Origin of the sequence: Kitasatospora sp. NA04385, assembly GCF_013364235.1 — a bacterium.
In the GTDB taxonomy this organism is placed as follows: Bacteria; Actinomycetota; Actinomycetes; order Streptomycetales; family Streptomycetaceae; genus Kitasatospora.
The window spans coordinates 5,459,224-5,476,456 of record NZ_CP054919.1; the positions used below are offsets into that span (position 1 = coordinate 5,459,224).

Below are 17,233 nucleotides of genomic sequence, written 5' to 3' on the forward strand. Positions count from 1 at the left end.
GGGAGCGGGCTTTGGCAACGACAGTGTGGTTCGGCGATGGCGGGGGCGCCAGGTCTGTGGCGGGTGAGCGGGCTCGGGTGGCGGTGCGGGCCGGTGGGCAGGCCGTGGTGATGGCGGTGGCGGCTGCTGCCGGTCTGGTGATGCCGGTGCTCGCGGCGGTGTTCACGGCTCTGGCCGTGGGGCAGTTGTTCGACCAGGGGCCGTTGGGGTTGTACGCGGAGGTGCCGAGTGCGGCCGTGGCGGGGGTGTCGACGCTGTACTGGTTCGTGCGGCGCGGTGCGGTGTGGACGCGGCAGCGGGTGGAGCGGGAGGCGGGTGAGCGGTGGGGGGTGGTGTACTCGACGCGGGAGGCGTTGGAGCAGGACGCGCGTGGGTTCTGGTGGACGGGGGTGTCGTACCACCGAAGGCAGGGAGTGGCACGGCTGGTCCAGTTCGCGCGGTGGGCGTTGCGGGACCACCAGGTGCAGCGGGAAGGGGTGTGGCTGCTGGCCAATCCGGCGGGGGTTGTGGTGCTGCTGGGAGTGCCGATGGCGCTGCTGTGGGGCGGGTTGGTGTTCGCCGCCTCGGCGACGGTGGATTCGCGGCACTTCTTCGGACTGGACAGCCGGCCGGTGAACCTGTTGTGTTCCGGGCTCATCGGTGGGGTGTTGGCGGTGGCGGGGCTGGCGGCGATGCCGTGGGCGGTGCGGATGCACGGGGCGTTCGCCTGCCGGGTGCTGGGCGGTGGGCCGCAGCAGAGCCGGGCGCAGTTGACCGAGCGGGTGGCGCACCTGACGGAGACCCGGGCCGACGCGGTGGACGCACAGGCGGCGGAGCTGCGGCGGATCGAGCGTGACCTGCACGACGGGGCGCAGGCACGGCTGGTGACGATCGGGCTGACGCTGGGGACGATCGAGCACCTGATGGCCACGGACCAGGCGGCGGCCCTGGAGTTGCTGGCGGAGGCGCGGGAGGCTTCGGCGAAGGCGCTCCAGGAACTGCGTGACCTGGTGCGGGGCATCCATCCGCCGGTGCTGGCGGAGCGCGGGCTGCCGGACGCGGTGCGCGAGTTGGCGTTGACCTCGGTGGTGCCGACGGAGGTGACGGTGAGTCTGCCGGGGCGTCCGGAGGCGGCGTTGGAGACGGCGGTGTACTTCAGCGTGAGCGAGCTGCTGGTGAACGCGGCCAAGCATGCCGGGGCCCGGCACGCGTGGGTGGACGTGCTGCACCGGGCGGGCCGGCTGCGGGTGGTGGTGACGGACGACGGGCACGGGGGTGCGCGGATGGAGGCGGACGGCGGGCTGCGGGGGATCGAGAAGCGATTGGGTACGTTCGACGGAATGATCTCGCTCGACAGTCCGGTGGGCGGGCCGACCACGATCACGATGGAGCTGCCGTGCGCGTTGTCCTCGCCGAGGACCTCTACCTCCTCCGCCAGGGGCTGACCAGGCTGCTGGAGATCCACGGGTTCACCATCGCGGCGGCGGTGGAGACCGGGCCGGACCTGCTGGCGGCGCTGCTGTCGGAGCGGCCGGACGTGGCGGTGGTGGACGTCCGGCTGCCGCCGACGCTGACGGACGAGGGGCTCCAGGCGGCGCTGGCGGCGCGCCGGGAGATTCCCGGCCTGCCGGTGCTGGTGCTGTCGCAGCACGTGCAGCAGTTGTACGCGCGGGAGTTGCTGGCGGACGGCACGGGCGGAGTGGGGTACCTGCTCAAGGACCGAGTGTTCAACGCGGACCAGTTCGTGGACGCGGTGCGGCGGGTCGCGGCGGGCGGGACGGCGATGGACCCGGACGTGATCGGCCGGCTGCTGCAGCACAACGCCGGGTCGGAGCCCCTGCAGCGGCTGTCGCCGCGGGAGCGGGAGGTGCTGGGGTTGATGGCGGAGGGCTGTTCGAACTCGGCGATCGCGGCGCGGCTGACGGTCAGCGACGGCGCGGTGGCCAAGCACATCGCCAACATCTTCGGGAAGTTGGAGCTCGCGCCGACCGAGGACGGCAACCGGCGGGTGCTCGCGGTGCTGGCGTACCTGAACGGCGGGGCGGAGCGGTCGGTGGGTGGCTGAAGCGGCAGGCCGGAGGGCCGGCGGACGTCCGGGCGAGGCGTGCGGTGCCGGGCGCGGCGCTGCGTGCGGACGCGCCATTGGTGTGGACCAGTGGAGGTGTGGTGGCGATCGGGGGCGGTGGCCCGGGCTGGCGGCGGGGGAGAACGCCCGTACGAGTAGTATCCGGTGGGCCGAGTCTGTCGACGGTGCACCGTCATCGTGTCCTGACGCGACGACGTGAAGCGTGCGCCCCGGGGTGGGGACGTGTACTCGGCGGCTACAGGTCGTATACGGCAGCTGCCGAGTCCCAGGGGTTGATCAACGAATGGCACGTCCTTCCCTTACCCGCGCGCACCGGGCACTGCTGGGTGTGGTGGCCGTCGGCGCGTGCGTGATCTCGGGCATCGGTTTCGCGGGGTCGTACAACTCGGTGCGCGACCTGGCGATGGAGAAGGGCTTCGGCGCCTTCTCCTACGCCTTCCCGATAGGCGTCGACGCGGGCATCGTGGTGCTGCTCTCGCTGGACCTGGTGCTGACCTGGCTGCGGATCCCGTTCCCGCTGCTGCGGCAGACGGCGTGGCTGCTGACCGCGGCGACGATCGCGTTCAACGCGGCGGCCTCCTGGGGCGACATGCTGGGCATGGCGATGCACGCGGTGATCCCGGTGCTGTTCGTGGTGGTGGTCGAGGCCTCGCGGCACGCGGTGGGGCGGATCGCGGCGATCACCGCGGACCGGCACATGGAGTCGGTGCGGCTGATGCGCTGGGTGCTGTCGCCGGTGCCGACCTTCCGGCTGTGGCGGCGGATGAAGCTCTGGGAGCTGCGCTCGTACGACGAGACGGTGCGGCTGGAGCAGAACCGGCTGGTGTACCGGGCGCAGCTGCGGTTCCGGTACGGGCGGGGCTGGCGCCGGTCGGCGCCGTTCCAGGCGCTGCTGCCACTGAAGCTGGCGAAGTACGGTGTCCCGCTGGACCCGACGGTGCTGGACCGGATCGACGGTCCGCTGATGGTGCCTGGCGGCGCGGTGGAGGAGTCCGAGCAGGAGCTCCCGGCGGTGCGGGGCGGTCAGGTGACGCAGGCTCAGCAGGCTTCGTCGGCCGGGCCGGCGGCCCTGGGGGCGCCGGGCCCGCACGCGCGGTCGCAGGCCCGGCCGCCCGTGCAGGCCGCCCGGGCCCAGGCCCCGACGGCCCAGGTGCAGGCACCGGTGGGCCCGGCGCAGGCCCAGGCGGTGCCGCAGGTGTCGGCGGCGGTCGCGGTGCCGACGCTGGCGAAGCTGGCCGCGGTGCGGCTGCGCGACCAGCAGGACCCCGAGGCGGCGCAGGCCGCGCCGGTGATCGACCCGTCCGCGGAGCTGAACGTGTGGACGGCCCGCCCGGTGCGCTCGCACCTGGAGCAGCCGGGCCAGGTGCACACGGCGCGGGTGCCGGGGCAGGCCTCGCCGTGGTTCAAGGCGCCGCGCCCGAGCGGCCCGGAGGAGGAGGCCGGGCCGCAGTCGGGCTACCAGCCGCCGCAGGCCGAGGCGTACGCCGAGCAGGGCGTCCACCCGGAGGAGTACCGGCCGGAGGGGTACCCCGCGCAGGAGTACCGGCCGGAGGAGTACCACCCGGCGGCGGGCGGGCACGCTCCGGCGCCCCACCCGCAGCAGCACGTCCAGCAGCACATCCAGCAGCACGCGCCGACGGAGGCGGGGGTGGCGGCGGGGGTGGAGCCGATCCTGGTGCCCGGCCGGCCGGTGCGGCTGGAGACGATGATGGCGCCCGAGTCGGAGCCGCTGCCGTTCGAGGGGCAGGAGGCCCCGGCGCGCCGTCCGATCGCGGGCGCTCCCGAGCCGCTGGACGCCAACGAGTGCTTCGACGCGCTGGTCAGCTACATGGAGGAGAACCAGCGGCAGCCCGACGAGCGTCGGTTCGCCGAGTACCTGAGCCAGCGCGGCGTCCCGGGTTCGCGGCCGGACGGCGGCGTCGCGGTGAAGGACGTGGAGAAGGTCTGGCAGGACCTCCAGGAGCGGTACATGGAGTCCGGCCGGGGGGAGTGACCCGGCAGCGGGCGGCGGTGTCCCGGGCCGGGTGGTCCGGGCCGGGGGCCGGTCCCGCCGTTCGGAGGTAAGCACAGGAACGCGATGGCCGTCCGCCGGTTCTTCCGGCCGGGCGGCCATTGACGCTTCCGCGGCGCCGCCACTACCTTCACATCAACAAATTGTTGAAGTCGTGTGGTGAGCGGAGGACCCCCGGATGTCGCAGCCTGCCCAGTTCGATGCCGCCCGGCCCGTCTCGTTCTCGGACACCGCCCGGGCGGCCGTCGAGGCGCTGCTGACCCCGGTGGACGCCGAACTGACGTGCCGTTACCCGGGCGAGAGCGGCTCGCGGCAGCCGGTGCACACCGTGTACGTGCCGGCCGACGCGTTCGGGGCGCACACCGTCCGGGAGTGGGGCGCGCAGGCGCTGGCGGTGTTCGACGAGCACGCCGGCACGCCCGGGCGGCTCGCCGAGGCGCTCGGGGTCGCGGACGACGCGCTGCTGGCCGACGTGCACGCCCGGGTGCGGGCCAAGCTCGAGCGCGAGCCGGTCGAGGACCTGCGGATCGACTTCGAGGACGGCTACGGCCCGCGCCCCGACGCCGAGGAGGACGCCGAGGCCGTCCGGGCCGCCCGCCTGGTCGCCGCGGCGGTCGCCGACGGCAGCGCCCCGCCGTACGTCGGCATCCGGACCAAGTGCATGGAGGCACCGGTCCGGGCCCGCGGCATCCGCACCCTGGAACTGTTCCTGGGCACCCTGGTGGCCGGGGGCGGGCTGCCGGACGGGCTGGTGCTGACCCTGCCGAAGGTCACCCACGCCGCCCAGGTCGGCGCGCTGGCGCGGCTGCTGGAGGACTTCGAGCGGCGGGCCGGACTGCCCGCCGGGCGGATCGGGTTCGAGATCCAGATCGAGACCACCCAGGCGATCCTCGGCCCGGACGGCCGGGCCACCGTCGCCCTGATGATCGACGCCGCCGAGGGCCGCGCCACCGGCCTGCACTACGGCACCTTCGACTACAGCGCCGCCTGCGGGGTCTCCGCCGCCCACCAGAGCATGGACCACCCGGTGGCCGACCACGCCAAGGCGGTGATGCAGGTCGCCGCGGCCGGCACCGGCGTCCGGCTCTCCGACGGCTCCACCAACGTCGTCCCGGCCGGCACCGCCGAGCAGGTGCACGCCGCCTGGCGGCTGCACCACGGCCTGGTCCGCCGTTCGCTGGCCCGCGCCTACTACCAGGGCTGGGACATGCACCCGGCCCACCTGCCGACCCGGTACGCGGCGGTGTACGCCTTCTACCGCGAGGGCCTGGACGCGGCCTGCGCCCGGCTCGCCGGGTACGTCGCCAAGTCCGGCGGCGACGTGATGGACGAGCCCGCCACCGCCCGCGCGCTCAGCGGCTACCTGCTGCGCGGCCTGGACTGCGGCGCGGTCGACCCCGCCGAGGTCACCGGCCGCACCGGCCTCGACCGCGCCCGGCTGGACGCCCTGGCCGGCCGCTGAACGGGGGCCCCGGGCGCCGGGCATAGGCTGGACGGCGGGACCGGCGGCGCACCTGGCCGCCGGGACGGGACGACAGCCGAGACCGACAGCCGAGACCGACAGCGGAGAGCACCAGCGCCATGGCGGAGCCGAGCCCCAAGCCGTACCTGACCGTCCGGGGCTCCGGCAGCCGTGAACTGGAGATCAAGAAGTCCCGGTTCATCTGCCACCTGGCGCGGGTCGCCGACGAGGAGGAGGCGCAGGCGTTCATCGCGGCCGTCCGCAAGCAGTACTGGGACGCCCGGCACAACTGCACCGCGTTCGTGGTCGGCGGCGAGCAGCCGCGCGAGCGCTCCAGCGACGACGGGGAGCCCGCCGGGACGGCCGGGGTGCCGATGCTGGAGGTGCTGCGGCGGCGCGGGGTGACCGACACCGCCGCCGTGGTGACCCGCTACTTCGGCGGGATCAAGCTGGGCGCCGGCGGCCTGGTGCGGGCGTACGGGGCGGCGGTGTCCGAGGCGCTGGACGGCGTCGGGCTGCTGGAGCGGCGGCCGGTCGCGCTGCTGTCGGTGGCCGTCGACCACACCCGGGCCGGGCGGCTGGAGAACGAGCTGCGGGCGGCCGGGTACGCGGTCGCCGGGCTGGAGTACCTGGCGGACGGGGTGCGGATCGAGGTGGGCGTCCCCGAGCCGGACGCGGCCGGGTTCCACGCCTGGCTGGCCGGGGCGACCGGTGGATCGGCCGAGGCCCGCCCGGCGGGGCGGACCTTCGTCGAGGTCGAGGTCTGACGCCCGGTCAGCTCCCGCGCGGAAAGCCCGGGGACGCGTGCATCCCTCGCGGGCGAGCGGGTAGCAGAGGCGGCACCGGAAGTGTTCCGGTTGTCGCCGGATGACACCCGATCGAAGGAAACGGGTCCGGATGCGGAACTTCCGCTCCTGATCGTTTCGTCTCCTAGGTAGCAGGAACAACGATTCGCCATCGACTTCCGGGAGGAGGACTCGCAGACCCCAGCACCGCACCACGGGAGGTTCCGCGCATGCCCACCGACCACGCCCAGCCGCCGTACCGGCTGACGGCCGCGACACCCCGCCCGCACCACGAGACCGCCGCCCTCGCCGACCAACTGCTCGCCGAGTGGCTCAAGTCCGAAGGCCACGAGGAGCCCGCGCCCCGCGCACGGCAGGCGCCCGCCGAACGACTACGGCTCGGCGACCGGGTCCTGCTGGACCGCGACGACGGCCCACTGCCCGGCCGCGCCCCCCGAGCCCGCTACAGCCGCCGCAGACTGCGCACGCCCGCCGTGCAGCCCGGTACCGACCAACTGACCCTCACCCTGGCCTCCGACACCGCCGACGGCCCGACCCGGCTGCGGATCGAGGCCGAGTACCTCCCCGCCGGGCCCACCGCCGTCCCGCCCGGCCGGGTGCCCGTCCCCGAACTGGTCCGCCGCCTGCTGCCGCTGCTCGACGCCGCCGAGGGCCCCGTGCCGCTCACCGTCGCACCCCGGCTGCTGGCCCCCGCCGACCTGGACGGCCTGATCGACGAGCTCTGCGACCCGGAGCGGACGCTGCCCACCGTGGTGGCCAGCGTGCCGCCCGCCGTGCCGGTCGAGCAGTGGCAGGACCGGGTGCTCGACCCGCTGCTGCGCCAACTCCCCGGCCTGGCCTCGCTGTACGTGCTCGGGCACGGCGCGCTGCCCCGGTTCAACCTGGCGCTGGAGTACCACAAGGTCTACGGCGGCGCGGTGCGCACCTTCCTGCCCGAGGTCGACCCGGCGTCCCGGGCCGACGCCACCCGCCACCCCGTCCTGCCGCGCGGCCGGATCGACGAGAACCCGCGCCGCGCCGCCGCCCTGCTGGCCCGCGAACCGCGCCGGATCGCGGCCGCCCTGCCGCTGCCCGCCCGCTGGACGCCGTCCCGGGCTGTGGCTGCCGCCCGAGGCCCGCAAGGCCCCCGCCGCGCCCCGGGCCGTCGTCGAGCGCCCGCCGGTGCGGCTGGAGCGCTGCCGGCTGCGGATCGAGCCTCCGCGCGAACCGCGCCGCTCCCGCTGCGTCGGCGGCGGCCCCGTCAGCTTCGGCGAACTCGTCGACCGCTTCGGCGAGTTCCCGCTGCTGCAGTTCACCGGCGACAGCAAGGAGACGCTCGCCCTGGACGGCCAGAGCGAGGCCGACGGCTGGGCCCGGCTGACCTGGGACGGCCTGACCGCGCTCCAGGAGTACGCGGCCGCCGCCGTCCTCGGCGAGGCCGGCGGCGACTTCAAGCAGTGGTGCGAGCACACCCCGCCCGGCTGCCACCGCTTCCCGCCGCGCAAGGCGGTCCGCGGCGAGTCCCGCACCGTGGCCAGCCACGGCAAGTGGAAGCGCCAGCGGATGCTGCCCGTCCCCGCCGCCGTCGACGCCTCCTGCCGCGCGTTCATGGGCGCCCACCTGCGGATCGGCGGCGGCGGCACCGCCCCCCGGGTGCACTACCTGGACGACTGCTCCGGCAGCGGCCGGATCTACGTCGGCTACATCGGGCTGCACCTGACCAACACCCGCACCAACTGACCGTCCGGCAGGGGGCGGTGGCGCATCCGCCCCCTGCCGACGGTACCGAACGGACGTCAAGGGTCGGCCAAACCACCGGTGTTGGCCGCCCCCGCGCCCCGGACGGGGGACAATGCTGCTCGGGCCCCGCCACGGCGGCCCGCCGACGTGCGCCGGGCGACCGGACGACCGGACGAGCAGGGGGAACCACCGCCGATGCAGCATCCAGCCGAGGGCAGCACCGACGGCACCACCACGGTGCTCCAGCCCGGATTCCTCGCCTCGCTGTTCCGCGAACTCGGCGCCGACGAGGACGAGGAACCCGCCACCGCACCCGGCCCCGCCGCGGCGCCGGCCCCGCCCGTGGTGCCGCCGCAGCCCGGACCACCGCCCGCCCCGGCGGACGCGGCGGCGGACGAGGCGGCGGACGAGGCGGTGGACCCGGCGGCGGACGACCCGGTCGCCGCGCACGGCCGGGCCGCCGCGCTCACCCACCACCGCACCCTCGCCGTCCAGGCCGAGCACCGGCACCTGGCCGACCTGCTGCGCCGGGCCGCCCAGCCGGTCTCCGCGATGGACTTCGAGAGCCAGCTGCGCAGCTACCAGCCCAAACCCTTCCCGGACGCCGGCCCCGCGGCCGAACCCGAGCCCGCCTGGGCCGACTTCGCGCCGCCGGAGCCCGCCGACACCGACCCCGAGCAGCCGCGCTCGCGCCGCCTGCTCGACTCCGGCTACCAGCGCGAACTCGCCCAGGCCCGGCTGCGCCACCAGCGCGCACTGCGCGAGTGGCGCACCCGGCAGGCCGAACTCGCCGACAGCGGCGCCGTCGCCGCCCGGCGGGCGCACGAGGAGGCCGAACAGGCCCGGGCCCGGGCCGTCCAGGAGTACAACGACAGCCTGGAGGAGTGCCGCCGCGCCTACCGGCAGGCCGAGCCCGCCGCCGTCGAGTCGCTGCTGGAACGCGCCCTGGCCGCCGCCGAGGGCGCCACCCGGGACCTGCCGGCCCCCTGCCGCGCGGTGTTCCGGGCCCTCACCCGCACCGCCGTCCTCGACCTCGACCTGCCGCCGCTGGACACCGTCCCCGCGCTCTCCGGCCACCGGCTCACCGAGGCCGGCGGGATCGAACCGGTGCCCCGCCCCGCCGCCGACGTCCGCACCGACTACCTGCGGCTGGCCGCCCGGCTCGCGCTGCGCGCCCTGCAGGCCGCCGACGCCGTCGACACCGACGAGGTGCTGTCCGGCGTCGTCCTCAACGGCTGGCTGCGGGTGCCCGGGCAGCCCCCGCAGTGCCTGCTCAGCGTCGACGCCGACCGCGACGCGCTGGCCCGCACCCGGCTCGTCCCCGACACCGGGCACCTCGGCGACGAGGACGCGGACGGCGGCGTCTACGCGGAGGCCGAGCACGACGAGTCGCTGCTGCGGCTGCGCGCGCTGGCCGCCGTGATCACCCCCGACCCGTACGCGGGCGAGGCCGTGCAGCCCTGGGGCAGCGCCTCCTCGGCGGTGCCCGCGCTCGGCGAGCTGTCGCCCGGCGAGTTCGCCCTGCTGGTGCGCGCCGTCCTGACCGCGGGCGGGCTGCGGGACTGGAGCGTGCGGCTGCGCGGACCGGCCGGGCTGGTCGCCACCGCCGAGGGCGAACCGGGCAGCGGGCTGCCCGGGCGCTGGGTGGTGTGGGCCTCCCGCGGCCCGGGGCCGGTCACCGCCGAGGAGATCGCCACCCTCGCCGAGGCCGTCCGCGAGGAGGGCGCCGACCGCGGCCTGCGGATGACCTGCGGCCGGTTCACCGACGAGGCGCTCGACCTCACCGGCGAGGAACGCCACCAGCGCATCCACCTGATGGACGGCCCCGGCATCCGCGAACTCGCCCGCACCCACCTGGCGCTGCCGCTGACCCTGTGAGGTCGGTGTGAACCGGCGGGTTCGCCCGGCGGGCGGCCCGACGGGCTGTCAGGCTGGGGGAGTGGAGAATCGATTCCCCGGTCACCGGGACGACCGGCGCGCGGCCGCGCGGACGACCCGGCAGGCGTCCGAGCACGACCGCGAACTGGCGATGACCGAGATGTACGCCGAGTGCGGGCTGCTGCGCGAGCTCGCCGAGTCGGCCGGCGTCCGCCTCGACGACACCGTCGACTCGCTGACCGCCCTCGACCAGCTGCTGCCGCGCTGGCGCGACGACCCGCAGGTGTCCCAGTGGCTCGGCACCGACGCGGGCCTCTACCTCGGCACGGTGATCCGCCGCGGGGTGCCCGGCGCCCGCTGGCGGCTCGCCGCCGACGGCCGCCCCCTGATGGTGCTCGGCACCGGCTTCGAGCTCGACGCCACGGCGATCGGCCGGGACTGGGCCGAGCAGGGCGCCCCGCAGCTCGCCGCGGTCTACCGGGCGGCCGGCGACGGCTGAGCGCCCCGCGCGGCGCCCGTCACCCCGACGGTCCGCCCGGGCGGCGCGCCGCCGCCGCCTCCCGCAGGCTGGTCGCAGGGCCCGGCACCGTCCGGCCCGGGCCGGACGGACTGGATGCCCGTGGGCAGCGGTCAGCACAGCCGTCCGGCCCCCGGCACCGTGCGACGGGGAGGCCGAAACTGACCGCCGTGCTGGTCGCCGCGGGCGCCTTCCTGATGACCCTGATCGGCGGATTCGTCGCTCAGCGCACCGGCGACCGCCGCCACCTCGTCCTCGGCTTCGCGGCCGGCCTGATGCTCGGCGTGGTCGCCTTCGACCTGCTGCCCGAGGCGATGGAGCAGGCCCCGCAGGAACTGCACGGCGTCCCCGAGGCGCTGCTGATGTTCGCCGCCGGATTCCTCACCATCCACGTCGTCGAACGCGCCGTCGCCATCCACCGCGGCCACGAGGGCGAGTACGCCGCGCACAGCCACGGCCACGCGCACAGTCACGGCCACGGGGCGGGCCACGGCGGGCGGCAGCGCGAGCAGGGCGTCGGGATCGCCGCCGCCTCCGCGCTGGTCCTGCACAGCGTGATGGACGGCTTCGCGATCGGCGCCGCCTTCCAGGCCGGGACGACGGTCGGCACGGTCGTCGCCATCGCCGTCGTCGCGCACGACTTCGCGGACGGCTTCAACACGTACACCCTCACCCGGCTCTACGGGAACGACCGGCGGCGGGCCGTCGCGCTGCTGTTCGCCGACGCGCTCGCGCCCGTCACCGGGGCCGGGATCACGCTGCTGTTCACCATCCCGGAACAGCTGCTCGGGCTCTACCTCGGGTTCTTCGGCGGGTTCCTGATGTACCTGGCGACCTCGGACATCCTGCCCGAGGCGCACAGCCCGCACCCGTCGAAGGCGACGCTCGCCTGCACGCTGCTGGGGGTGGGGTTCATGTGGCTGGTGGTGGGGCTGGCGTGACGCGGCCGCCGGCACCCCGGGGACCGCTACGGGGTGGGGCCGGCCTCGTAGGCCTCCTCGGCGCGGCGCAGGGCGCGCAGCAGGGCGTCCTGTTCGGCGGGGCCGATCGGGCCGAAGTACTCCTGGGCGACCTCGTGCCGGACCCGGGAGATCCGCTCCAGCGCGCCGTGCCCGTCCTCGGTGAGGACCAGGCGCACCGCCCGGCGGTCGGCCGGGTCGGGGGTGCGGGCGACCAGGCCGGCCTCCTCCAGGGCGTCGACCACGGTGGTGGCGGAGCGCGGCGCGATGTGCAGGCGCTCGGCGAGCTCGCTCAGCCGCATGGTCTCGGCGCTCTCGCAGCCGGGCGCGTGCGCGAGGGTGCGCAGGGCCCGGCCCTGGGCGGGGGTGAGGCCGTACGGCTCCAGCCGCTGCATGGTCCGTCGGCGGATCCGCTTCATCGCCCTGGTCAGCGCGTCGGCGAGTTCCGCTGCGGTGTCGGCGGGGCCCGGGGAGGTCATGGGCACAGGTTAGCGGTCGGGTCGGGGCCGGTACGGAGGGTGACCGATCTCGCCTCGATAACTTGTTGAGCTTGGCTCAGCAATCGAGTAGCTTAGGCGAGCCTAAGTGCCCCCGTGCCTTCGATCCGAGGAGTCCGTCATGGCCCGCTCCACCGCCCGCGTCAGCACCGACCGCCCCGCCCGCTACGCCAAGCAGCTCGCCGCCCACATGGGCCGCAAGGTCCCCGCCGAGTGGTCGGAGGAGACCGGCCGCGGCTCGCTCGTCTTCGGCGCCGGCCGGGCCGAGCTCGCCGCCGAGGACGGCGCGCTGCTGCTGTCCGTCGAGGGCGCCGAGGAGAGCCTCGACCAGCTGGAGGACGTGGTCGGCCGCCACCTCGTCCGCTTCGGCACCCGCGACGAGCTGGTCGTCGCCTGGCAGCGCGACGGCGGGGCGGCGGGCACCGTCCAGCGCCTCACCGGCGAGGAGGGCTGACCGCCCCGCGCCCGTAGCCGCGCAGCCCTGCGGGCGGAACGCGCCGCGGGGAGGCTGGGGGAGCGGGCTCCCGCCACCGCCCGGCGGTCGCGTGCTGCGGGAGCGTCAGCGGCCCGGGCCGGACGGCGGACCGGCGCGGCGTCGGCCCGCGAGGTCCGGCCGGTCCGGCCGGTCCGGCCGGTCGGGCAGCAGGCGCGGCAGCAGCAGGTGCAGCCCGAGCAGCAGCAGGCCGGCCAGGCACCAGCTGGCCACCACGTCCAGCAGCCAGTGGAAGTCGCTCCACACCAGGCCCGCCCCCACCCCCAGGCACACCAGCGCGGTCGCCGCGCCCAGCCGCCGCCCGGCCGCCACGGGCAGCACCCGAGCCAGCAGCAGCGCCGCCGTCCCGTACGCGATCGAGGAGGTCGCGGTGTGGCCCGACGGGTACCAGCCCCACTGGTCCCCGGCCAACGGCACCCCGAACGGGCCCGGCCGGGCGAACCGGACCTTCGCGGGCACCACCAGCAGCGGGACCAGCACCGCGGCCGCCACCGCGACCGGCACCGGCACCCACCAGCGCGGTCGGCCGCCGCGCCGGGCCAGCCGGGCCGCCAGGCCCGCGCAGGCCAGCAGCACCGGGACGGCGACCAGCCCGCCGCCCAGGTCCGACAGCGCCACGCCCAGGTGGTTCAGCAGCGCCGAGCCGATCGCCCGGCGCAGGTGCCGCACCCCGTCGCGGACCGCCGTGTCGAGCCCCAGCAACGGCCCGTCCACCGCCACCTGCCAGGAGACCGCGGCCAGCACCACCGCCAGTGTCATGGCCAGGACAGCAAAAATCGGCCGCCCCGGAGCAGGGGGGAGAGCTCCGGGGCGGCCAAGGTGATCGCCGCGCCGTGCGGCCCGGGGGGTGTGGGCGGGACGGCCGGTCGATCGGTCAGGTGCATCCGCCTCGACGGCGGACGGGGTGGTGGGCAGTGGGTGCTGTTCGCTGTCCATCTGTGATGACAGTACGTCAAAGCCGGGGCCCGCGACGGCGGACCCGCCATCGTGCACAGCATCTTCACCACCGGCGGGGCAACCTCCACCCACCGGGCCGGCAGCCGCCCGCGCGGGGGCCGGACGGGACCCGCCCCGTCCGGCCCCCGCGCCGCCCACCAGGGGTTTTCCGCGTGCCGAGCCGGGCTCAGACGCCCGCGAAGGCCGACTCCAGGATGTCCAGGCCCTCGACCAGCAGGTGCTCCGGGATCACCAGCGGCGGCAGGAAGCGCAGCACGTTGCCGTAGGTGCCGGCGGTCAGCACCACCAGGCCCTCCGCGTGGCAGGCCTTCGCGATCGCCGCGGTCGCCTCCGGGTGCGGCTCCTTGCCGCCCGGCTTCACCAGCTCCACCGCGATCATCGCGCCGCGGCCGCGGACCTCGCCGATGCGCACCCGGTCGGAGTCGGCGAACTTCTCCTGCAACGCGCGCAGCCGGCCCAGCATGACCTCGCCGATCCGCTGCGCCTTGCCGTTCAGGTCCTCGGACTTCATGGTCTCGATCGCGCCCAGCGCGGCCGCGCACGCCACCGGGTTGCCGCCGTAGGTGCCGCCCAGGCCGCCGGAGTGCGCCGCGTCCATGATCTCGGCCCGGCCGGTCACGGCCGCCAGCGGCAGACCGCCGGCGATGCCCTTCGCAGTGGTGATCAGGTCCGGGACGACGCCCTCGTCCTCGCACGCGAACCACTGGCCGGTGCGGCAGAAACCGGTCTGGATCTCGTCCGCCACGAACACGATCCCGTTCGCCTTCGCGAACTCCGCGATCGCCGGCAGGAAGCCCTTGGCCGGCTCGATGAAACCGCCCTCGCCCTGGATCGGCTCGATGATGATCGCCGCGACGTTCTCCGCGCCGATCTGCTTGTTGATGATCTCGATCGCCTGCGCGGCGGCCTCGGCGGCGCAGTTCTCCGCACCGGTCAGCCAGCGGTACGGGTACGCCACCGGGACGCGGTGGATCTCCGGCGCGAACGGGCCGAAGCCCTGCTTGTAGGGCATGTTCTTCGCCGTCAGGCCCATGGTCAGGTTGGTGCGGCCGTGGTAGCCGTGGTCGAACACCACCACGGCGGTCCGCTTGGTGTGGACGCGGGCGATCTTCACCGCGTTCTCCACCGCCTCGGCACCTGAGTTGAACAGCGCGGTGCGCTTCTCGTGGTCGCCCGGGGTCAGCTCGTTCAGCTGCTCCGCCACCGCCACGTAGCCCTCGTACGGGGTCACCATGAAACAGGTGTGCGTGAACGCGGCCAGCTGCTCGGTCGCCCGCGCCACCACGGCCGCGGCGCTGTTGCCCACGTTCGTCACGGCGATGCCCGAGCCGAAGTCGATCAGGCTGTTGCCGTCCACGTCCTCCAGCACGCCGCCGCCGGCCCGCGACACGTACACCGGCAGCGTGGTGCCCACGCCGGCCGGCACCGCGCCGAGCTTGCGGGACTGCAGCTCCTGCGACTTCGGGCCGGGGATCGCGGTGACCAGTCGGCGCTCCTGCGGGAGCGGCGTTGCAGCGCTCATCAGTCTTCTCCAAGTTCTCGACGCGGTAACCGCAGGCTACGACCGGCCGCCCGGCCCGGGCATGCGCCACTCGGTAGTACCGGGACGCCCCGATTGTCCGGCGCGGCCAGTGGCCGAAGATCGGTTGCGCGCCCGCGCACTCCACTAGATTGGCCCCCGGGTGTGTCGGTGGGACGGCGATGCGGGTATGGCACCGCCGGCAACGTAGGAGGGGCCCGAAGTGGAACTGAACGACGCGAGAACCCAGCACACCCACCCCCATCTCCCCCCGCCCCGCGCCCCCTTCCACCTCCCCACCTGGGCCACCGCCCCGCGCCCCGAGGCCGCCCCCGGCATCTACCGGCAGCACCACGTCCCGCACGACCCCAAGGCCGCCGAACAGGCCAGGACCCCGGCGGGGCCGCTGCTGCTGCGGGCGGCGCTGAACCTGGCGGTCGGGCTCTTCGTCTACCTCGAAGGCGTCTCCCTGGTGCAGGGACTACTGACCACCCTCGGGCTCACCGCCCCCGGCTCCTTCGTCATCTCCCTGCTGATCGCCGCCGCCGTCAACGCCGCACTGATCATCATGGTGCTGATGGTCTTCGGGCGGATGGGCCGCTGGACCGAGGTGTGGCGGCGCTGGATCGCCCCCGTCCTCTCCCACACCGTCACCGAGGTCCCCGCCGCCCCCGAGGAGGCCCCCGTCGTCGACGTGTGGGCCGAGCTGCGGCCGGTCGGCGAGGCCGTGCGCCGGTTGGAGGGGGAGCAGGTCGGGGACGTGGACTACGTGCGGCTGCACCAGGCGTGGCGGACGGTGGGGAGCGACCCGGTCGCGTGGCAGGAGTTCGCCGGGCAGCTGGCGGCCCGGGGCGCGGCGGCCTGCGCGCACCCGTCGGAGCAGCGGGACCTGCCGGGCGGGCGGGCGGCGCGGCACGACCTGCTGGTGCGGCAGGTGCGGCTGGGCACCGCGCAGGACGTGCCGAAGAACCCGGTGGCCCACCGCAACGCCGGCTTCGCGCTGGACCCGCGGGTGCTGGGCACCTCGCTGCTGGCGGTCGGCCCGGCCGGCACCGGCAAGACCGTGTCGCTGGCCCGTCCGGTCGCCGAGGCGCTCTGCCTGCAGGCGCTGGCGGGCGCGGCCTGCGCGGTGGTGGTCGGCGCGGCCGACGCGGACCTCGGGCCGGACGACTGGTACGACGTGGTGATCGCCCCCGGCGACCCGGCCGCCCCGTACGGCCTGGACCTGTACGGCGCGGCGCCGCACTCGGACGAGGCGGCGGCCCGGCTGGCGGACGCGCTGCTGCCGGACGAGCTGGCGCCGCGGGCGGAGAGCGCCCGGGCCGCGATGCAGCAGGTGGTCGGGCCGTACCGGGCGGCGTACGGCGGCTACCCGGGGGTGCGGGCGCTGCGGGCGCTGCTGGCGGGGGACGCGGAGGGCTGGGCGGAGCTGGGCGAGCGGCTGCGCACGTCGGGCCGCCGGTCGGAGTTCGAGGCGGACCTGCAGCAGCGCGAGCGGATGCACGGCAGGGCCGACGACCCGGGCGCGCTGCTCGCCGACCGGCTGGCGCTGCTGGACCGGCCCGCGCTGGCGGCCGGGTTCTCCGGTGGCCCGGACGCCAAGCCGGCGTTCGCGATGCGCGCCCTGGAGCACCCGCTGCGGGTGCGGGTGAAGCTGCCCGAGCGCAGCCACCCGGAGGCCGCCCGGATCCTGTCGCGGCTGCTGCTGGGCCAGTTCACCCAGGCCGCCGCCGACCGCCGGGACCGCGAGCTGTTCGCCGGGATGGTGCTGGACGACGCGACCGCCGCCGTGGACGCGCAGGCGATCCGCGGCGTCCAGCGGCTGCGCGGCGCCAACGCCGGCGTGCTGCTGCTGCTGCGCACCCTGTCGGACCTGCCGGAGGCGCTGCGGGCGCCGCTGTTCGGCGCGGTCGGCAACCGGATGGCGTTCCCGGGCATCGCGCCCTGGGACGGCCGGCTGTTCTCCGAGGCCTGGGGCACCCACCTGGTCCGGGAGACCGCGGTCACGCACGTCCCGGACACCTCCGGAGGAACGGTTCGCCGCGCCGGGCGGCTGCTGCGCAAGGCGCTGTCGGGCACCACCGCGCAGACCGAGTCGGTCACCACCCGGGACGTCGAGCGGCACCGCTGGTCGCCGTCCGACCTGGCGCACGCGCTGCCGTCCGGGCACGCGGTGGTCTCGCTGACCTCGGTGACGGGGGAGCAGGTGCCGCCGCTGCTGGTCGACCTGCGGCACTGAGCGGGCGGTGCGGCGGCGGATCGCGGAGCGGTCATCGTTGGGTCACGGAAGCTACGGACCGGCGGATTTCGGCGCTCCGGGTTGGCCGGAGCGTACATAATGGGGAGAGAT

Annotated in this window: 15 protein-coding genes; 11 read left to right on the forward strand and 4 right to left on the reverse strand. The window is 75.6% G+C overall.

Annotated elements, in window-relative coordinates; all coding sequences use genetic code 11:
* Positions 1-11: 11 nt before the first annotated feature.
* The 5 genes from HUT16_RS24395 to HUT16_RS24415 all read left to right on the forward strand — a co-directional run bounded on the left by HUT16_RS24395 (position 12) and on the right by HUT16_RS24415 (position 6,305).
* Positions 12-1,424, forward strand: coding sequence for a sensor histidine kinase (locus tag HUT16_RS24395; RefSeq protein ID WP_368662710.1), 1,413 nt, complete (start codon positions 12-14; stop codon positions 1,422-1,424).
* A complete protein-coding gene (locus tag HUT16_RS24400) occupies positions 1,376-2,044 on the forward strand; it encodes a response regulator transcription factor (protein WP_176190202.1) in 669 nt (222 codons plus the stop codon). The genes HUT16_RS24395 and HUT16_RS24400 overlap by 49 nt, the downstream gene beginning before the upstream one ends.
* A 304-nt stretch (positions 2,045-2,348) precedes the next feature.
* Positions 2,349-4,058 (forward strand): DUF2637 domain-containing protein, encoded by a 1,710-nt coding sequence (locus HUT16_RS24405; protein ID WP_176190203.1) that lies wholly within the window; start codon positions 2,349-2,351, stop codon positions 4,056-4,058.
* A 196-nt stretch (positions 4,059-4,254) separates the two neighbouring features.
* Positions 4,255-5,538: an aldolase gene (locus HUT16_RS24410; protein WP_176190204.1), complete on the forward strand. Its 1,284-nt coding sequence runs from the start codon at positions 4,255-4,257 to the stop codon at positions 5,536-5,538.
* Positions 5,539-5,657: 119 nt separating this feature from the next.
* Positions 5,658-6,305, forward strand: coding sequence for a YigZ family protein (locus HUT16_RS24415; RefSeq protein WP_176190205.1), 648 nt, complete (start codon positions 5,658-5,660; stop codon positions 6,303-6,305).
* Positions 6,306-6,715: 410 nt separating this feature from the next.
* On the opposite strand, the gene HUT16_RS24420 is transcribed toward HUT16_RS24415, so the two are convergent.
* Positions 6,716-7,465 (reverse strand): hypothetical protein, encoded by a 750-nt coding sequence (locus tag HUT16_RS24420; RefSeq protein WP_176190206.1) that lies wholly within the window; start codon positions 7,463-7,465, stop codon positions 6,716-6,718.
* A 40-nt stretch (positions 7,466-7,505) separates the two neighbouring features.
* Between HUT16_RS24420 and HUT16_RS24425 the strand changes: the two genes are divergently transcribed.
* From HUT16_RS24425 to HUT16_RS24440, 4 genes are all read left to right on the forward strand, one after another.
* Positions 7,506-8,063, forward strand: coding sequence for a hypothetical protein (locus HUT16_RS24425; RefSeq protein ID WP_176190207.1), 558 nt, complete (start codon positions 7,506-7,508; stop codon positions 8,061-8,063).
* Positions 8,064-8,258: 195 nt separating this feature from the next.
* Positions 8,259-9,941, forward strand: a complete 1,683-nt coding sequence (locus tag HUT16_RS24430; RefSeq protein WP_176190208.1) for a restriction endonuclease — start codon at positions 8,259-8,261, stop codon at positions 9,939-9,941.
* A 61-nt stretch (positions 9,942-10,002) separates the two neighbouring features.
* The gene (locus HUT16_RS24435; RefSeq protein WP_176190209.1) at positions 10,003-10,440 is read left to right on the forward strand and encodes a DUF6278 family protein; all 438 of its coding nucleotides are present in this window, start codon (positions 10,003-10,005) and stop codon (positions 10,438-10,440) included.
* Positions 10,441-10,655: 215 nt separating this feature from the next.
* Entirely contained in the window at positions 10,656-11,399 is a 744-nt protein-coding gene (locus HUT16_RS24440) for a ZIP family metal transporter (protein WP_176192850.1), read from the forward strand.
* Between the two features lie 26 nt (positions 11,400-11,425).
* Here the strand turns inward: HUT16_RS24440 and HUT16_RS24445 are convergent, their stop codons facing one another.
* Complete coding sequence (locus tag HUT16_RS24445) at positions 11,426-11,896, reverse strand: MarR family winged helix-turn-helix transcriptional regulator (protein WP_176190210.1); 471 nt, start codon at positions 11,894-11,896, stop codon at positions 11,426-11,428.
* Positions 11,897-12,035: 139 nt separating this feature from the next.
* Here HUT16_RS24445 and HUT16_RS24450 point away from each other — a divergent pair, with 139 nt between their 5' ends.
* Positions 12,036-12,368: a DUF2218 domain-containing protein gene (locus HUT16_RS24450; RefSeq protein WP_176190211.1), complete on the forward strand. Its 333-nt coding sequence runs from the start codon at positions 12,036-12,038 to the stop codon at positions 12,366-12,368.
* A gap of 105 nt (positions 12,369-12,473) precedes the next feature.
* Here HUT16_RS24450 and HUT16_RS24455 read toward each other — a convergent pair whose 3' ends face one another.
* Positions 12,474-13,166 (reverse strand): phosphatase PAP2 family protein, encoded by a 693-nt coding sequence (locus tag HUT16_RS24455; RefSeq protein WP_254897970.1) that lies wholly within the window; start codon positions 13,164-13,166, stop codon positions 12,474-12,476.
* A 364-nt stretch (positions 13,167-13,530) separates the two neighbouring features.
* The gene (gene gabT, locus HUT16_RS24460; RefSeq protein WP_176190213.1) at positions 13,531-14,886 is read right to left on the reverse strand and encodes a 4-aminobutyrate--2-oxoglutarate transaminase; all 1,356 of its coding nucleotides are present in this window, start codon (positions 14,884-14,886) and stop codon (positions 13,531-13,533) included.
* Positions 14,887-15,106: 220 nt separating this feature from the next.
* On the opposite strand from gabT, the gene HUT16_RS24465 reads away from it, so the two are divergent.
* Positions 15,107-17,122, forward strand: a complete 2,016-nt coding sequence (locus HUT16_RS24465; RefSeq protein WP_176190214.1) for an ATP-binding protein — start codon at positions 15,107-15,109, stop codon at positions 17,120-17,122.
* Positions 17,123-17,233: the final 111 nt, after the last annotated feature.

What these genes read in the sequence shown, in the direction of transcription:
- HUT16_RS24405 (WP_176190203.1), top strand. Translation starts at nt 2,349, where the DNA reads ATGGCACGTCCTTCCCTTACCCGCGCGCACCGGGCACTGCTGGGTGTG.
- HUT16_RS24410 (WP_176190204.1), top strand. Translation starts at nt 4,255, where the DNA reads ATGTCGCAGCCTGCCCAGTTCGATGCCGCCCGGCCCGTCTCGTTCTCG.
- HUT16_RS24415 (WP_176190205.1), top strand. Translation starts at nt 5,658, where the DNA reads ATGGCGGAGCCGAGCCCCAAGCCGTACCTGACCGTCCGGGGCTCCGGC.
- HUT16_RS24430 (WP_176190208.1), top strand. Translation starts at nt 8,259, where the DNA reads ATGCAGCATCCAGCCGAGGGCAGCACCGACGGCACCACCACGGTGCTC.
- HUT16_RS24440 (WP_176192850.1), top strand. Translation starts at nt 10,656, where the DNA reads ATGACCCTGATCGGCGGATTCGTCGCTCAGCGCACCGGCGACCGCCGC.
- HUT16_RS24445 (WP_176190210.1), bottom strand. Translation starts at nt 11,896, where the DNA reads ATGACCTCCCCGGGCCCCGCCGACACCGCAGCGGAACTCGCCGACGCG.
- HUT16_RS24450 (WP_176190211.1), top strand. Translation starts at nt 12,036, where the DNA reads ATGGCCCGCTCCACCGCCCGCGTCAGCACCGACCGCCCCGCCCGCTAC.
- HUT16_RS24455 (WP_254897970.1), bottom strand. Translation starts at nt 13,166, where the DNA reads ATGACACTGGCGGTGGTGCTGGCCGCGGTCTCCTGGCAGGTGGCGGTG.
- gabT (WP_176190213.1), bottom strand. Translation starts at nt 14,886, where the DNA reads ATGAGCGCTGCAACGCCGCTCCCGCAGGAGCGCCGACTGGTCACCGCG.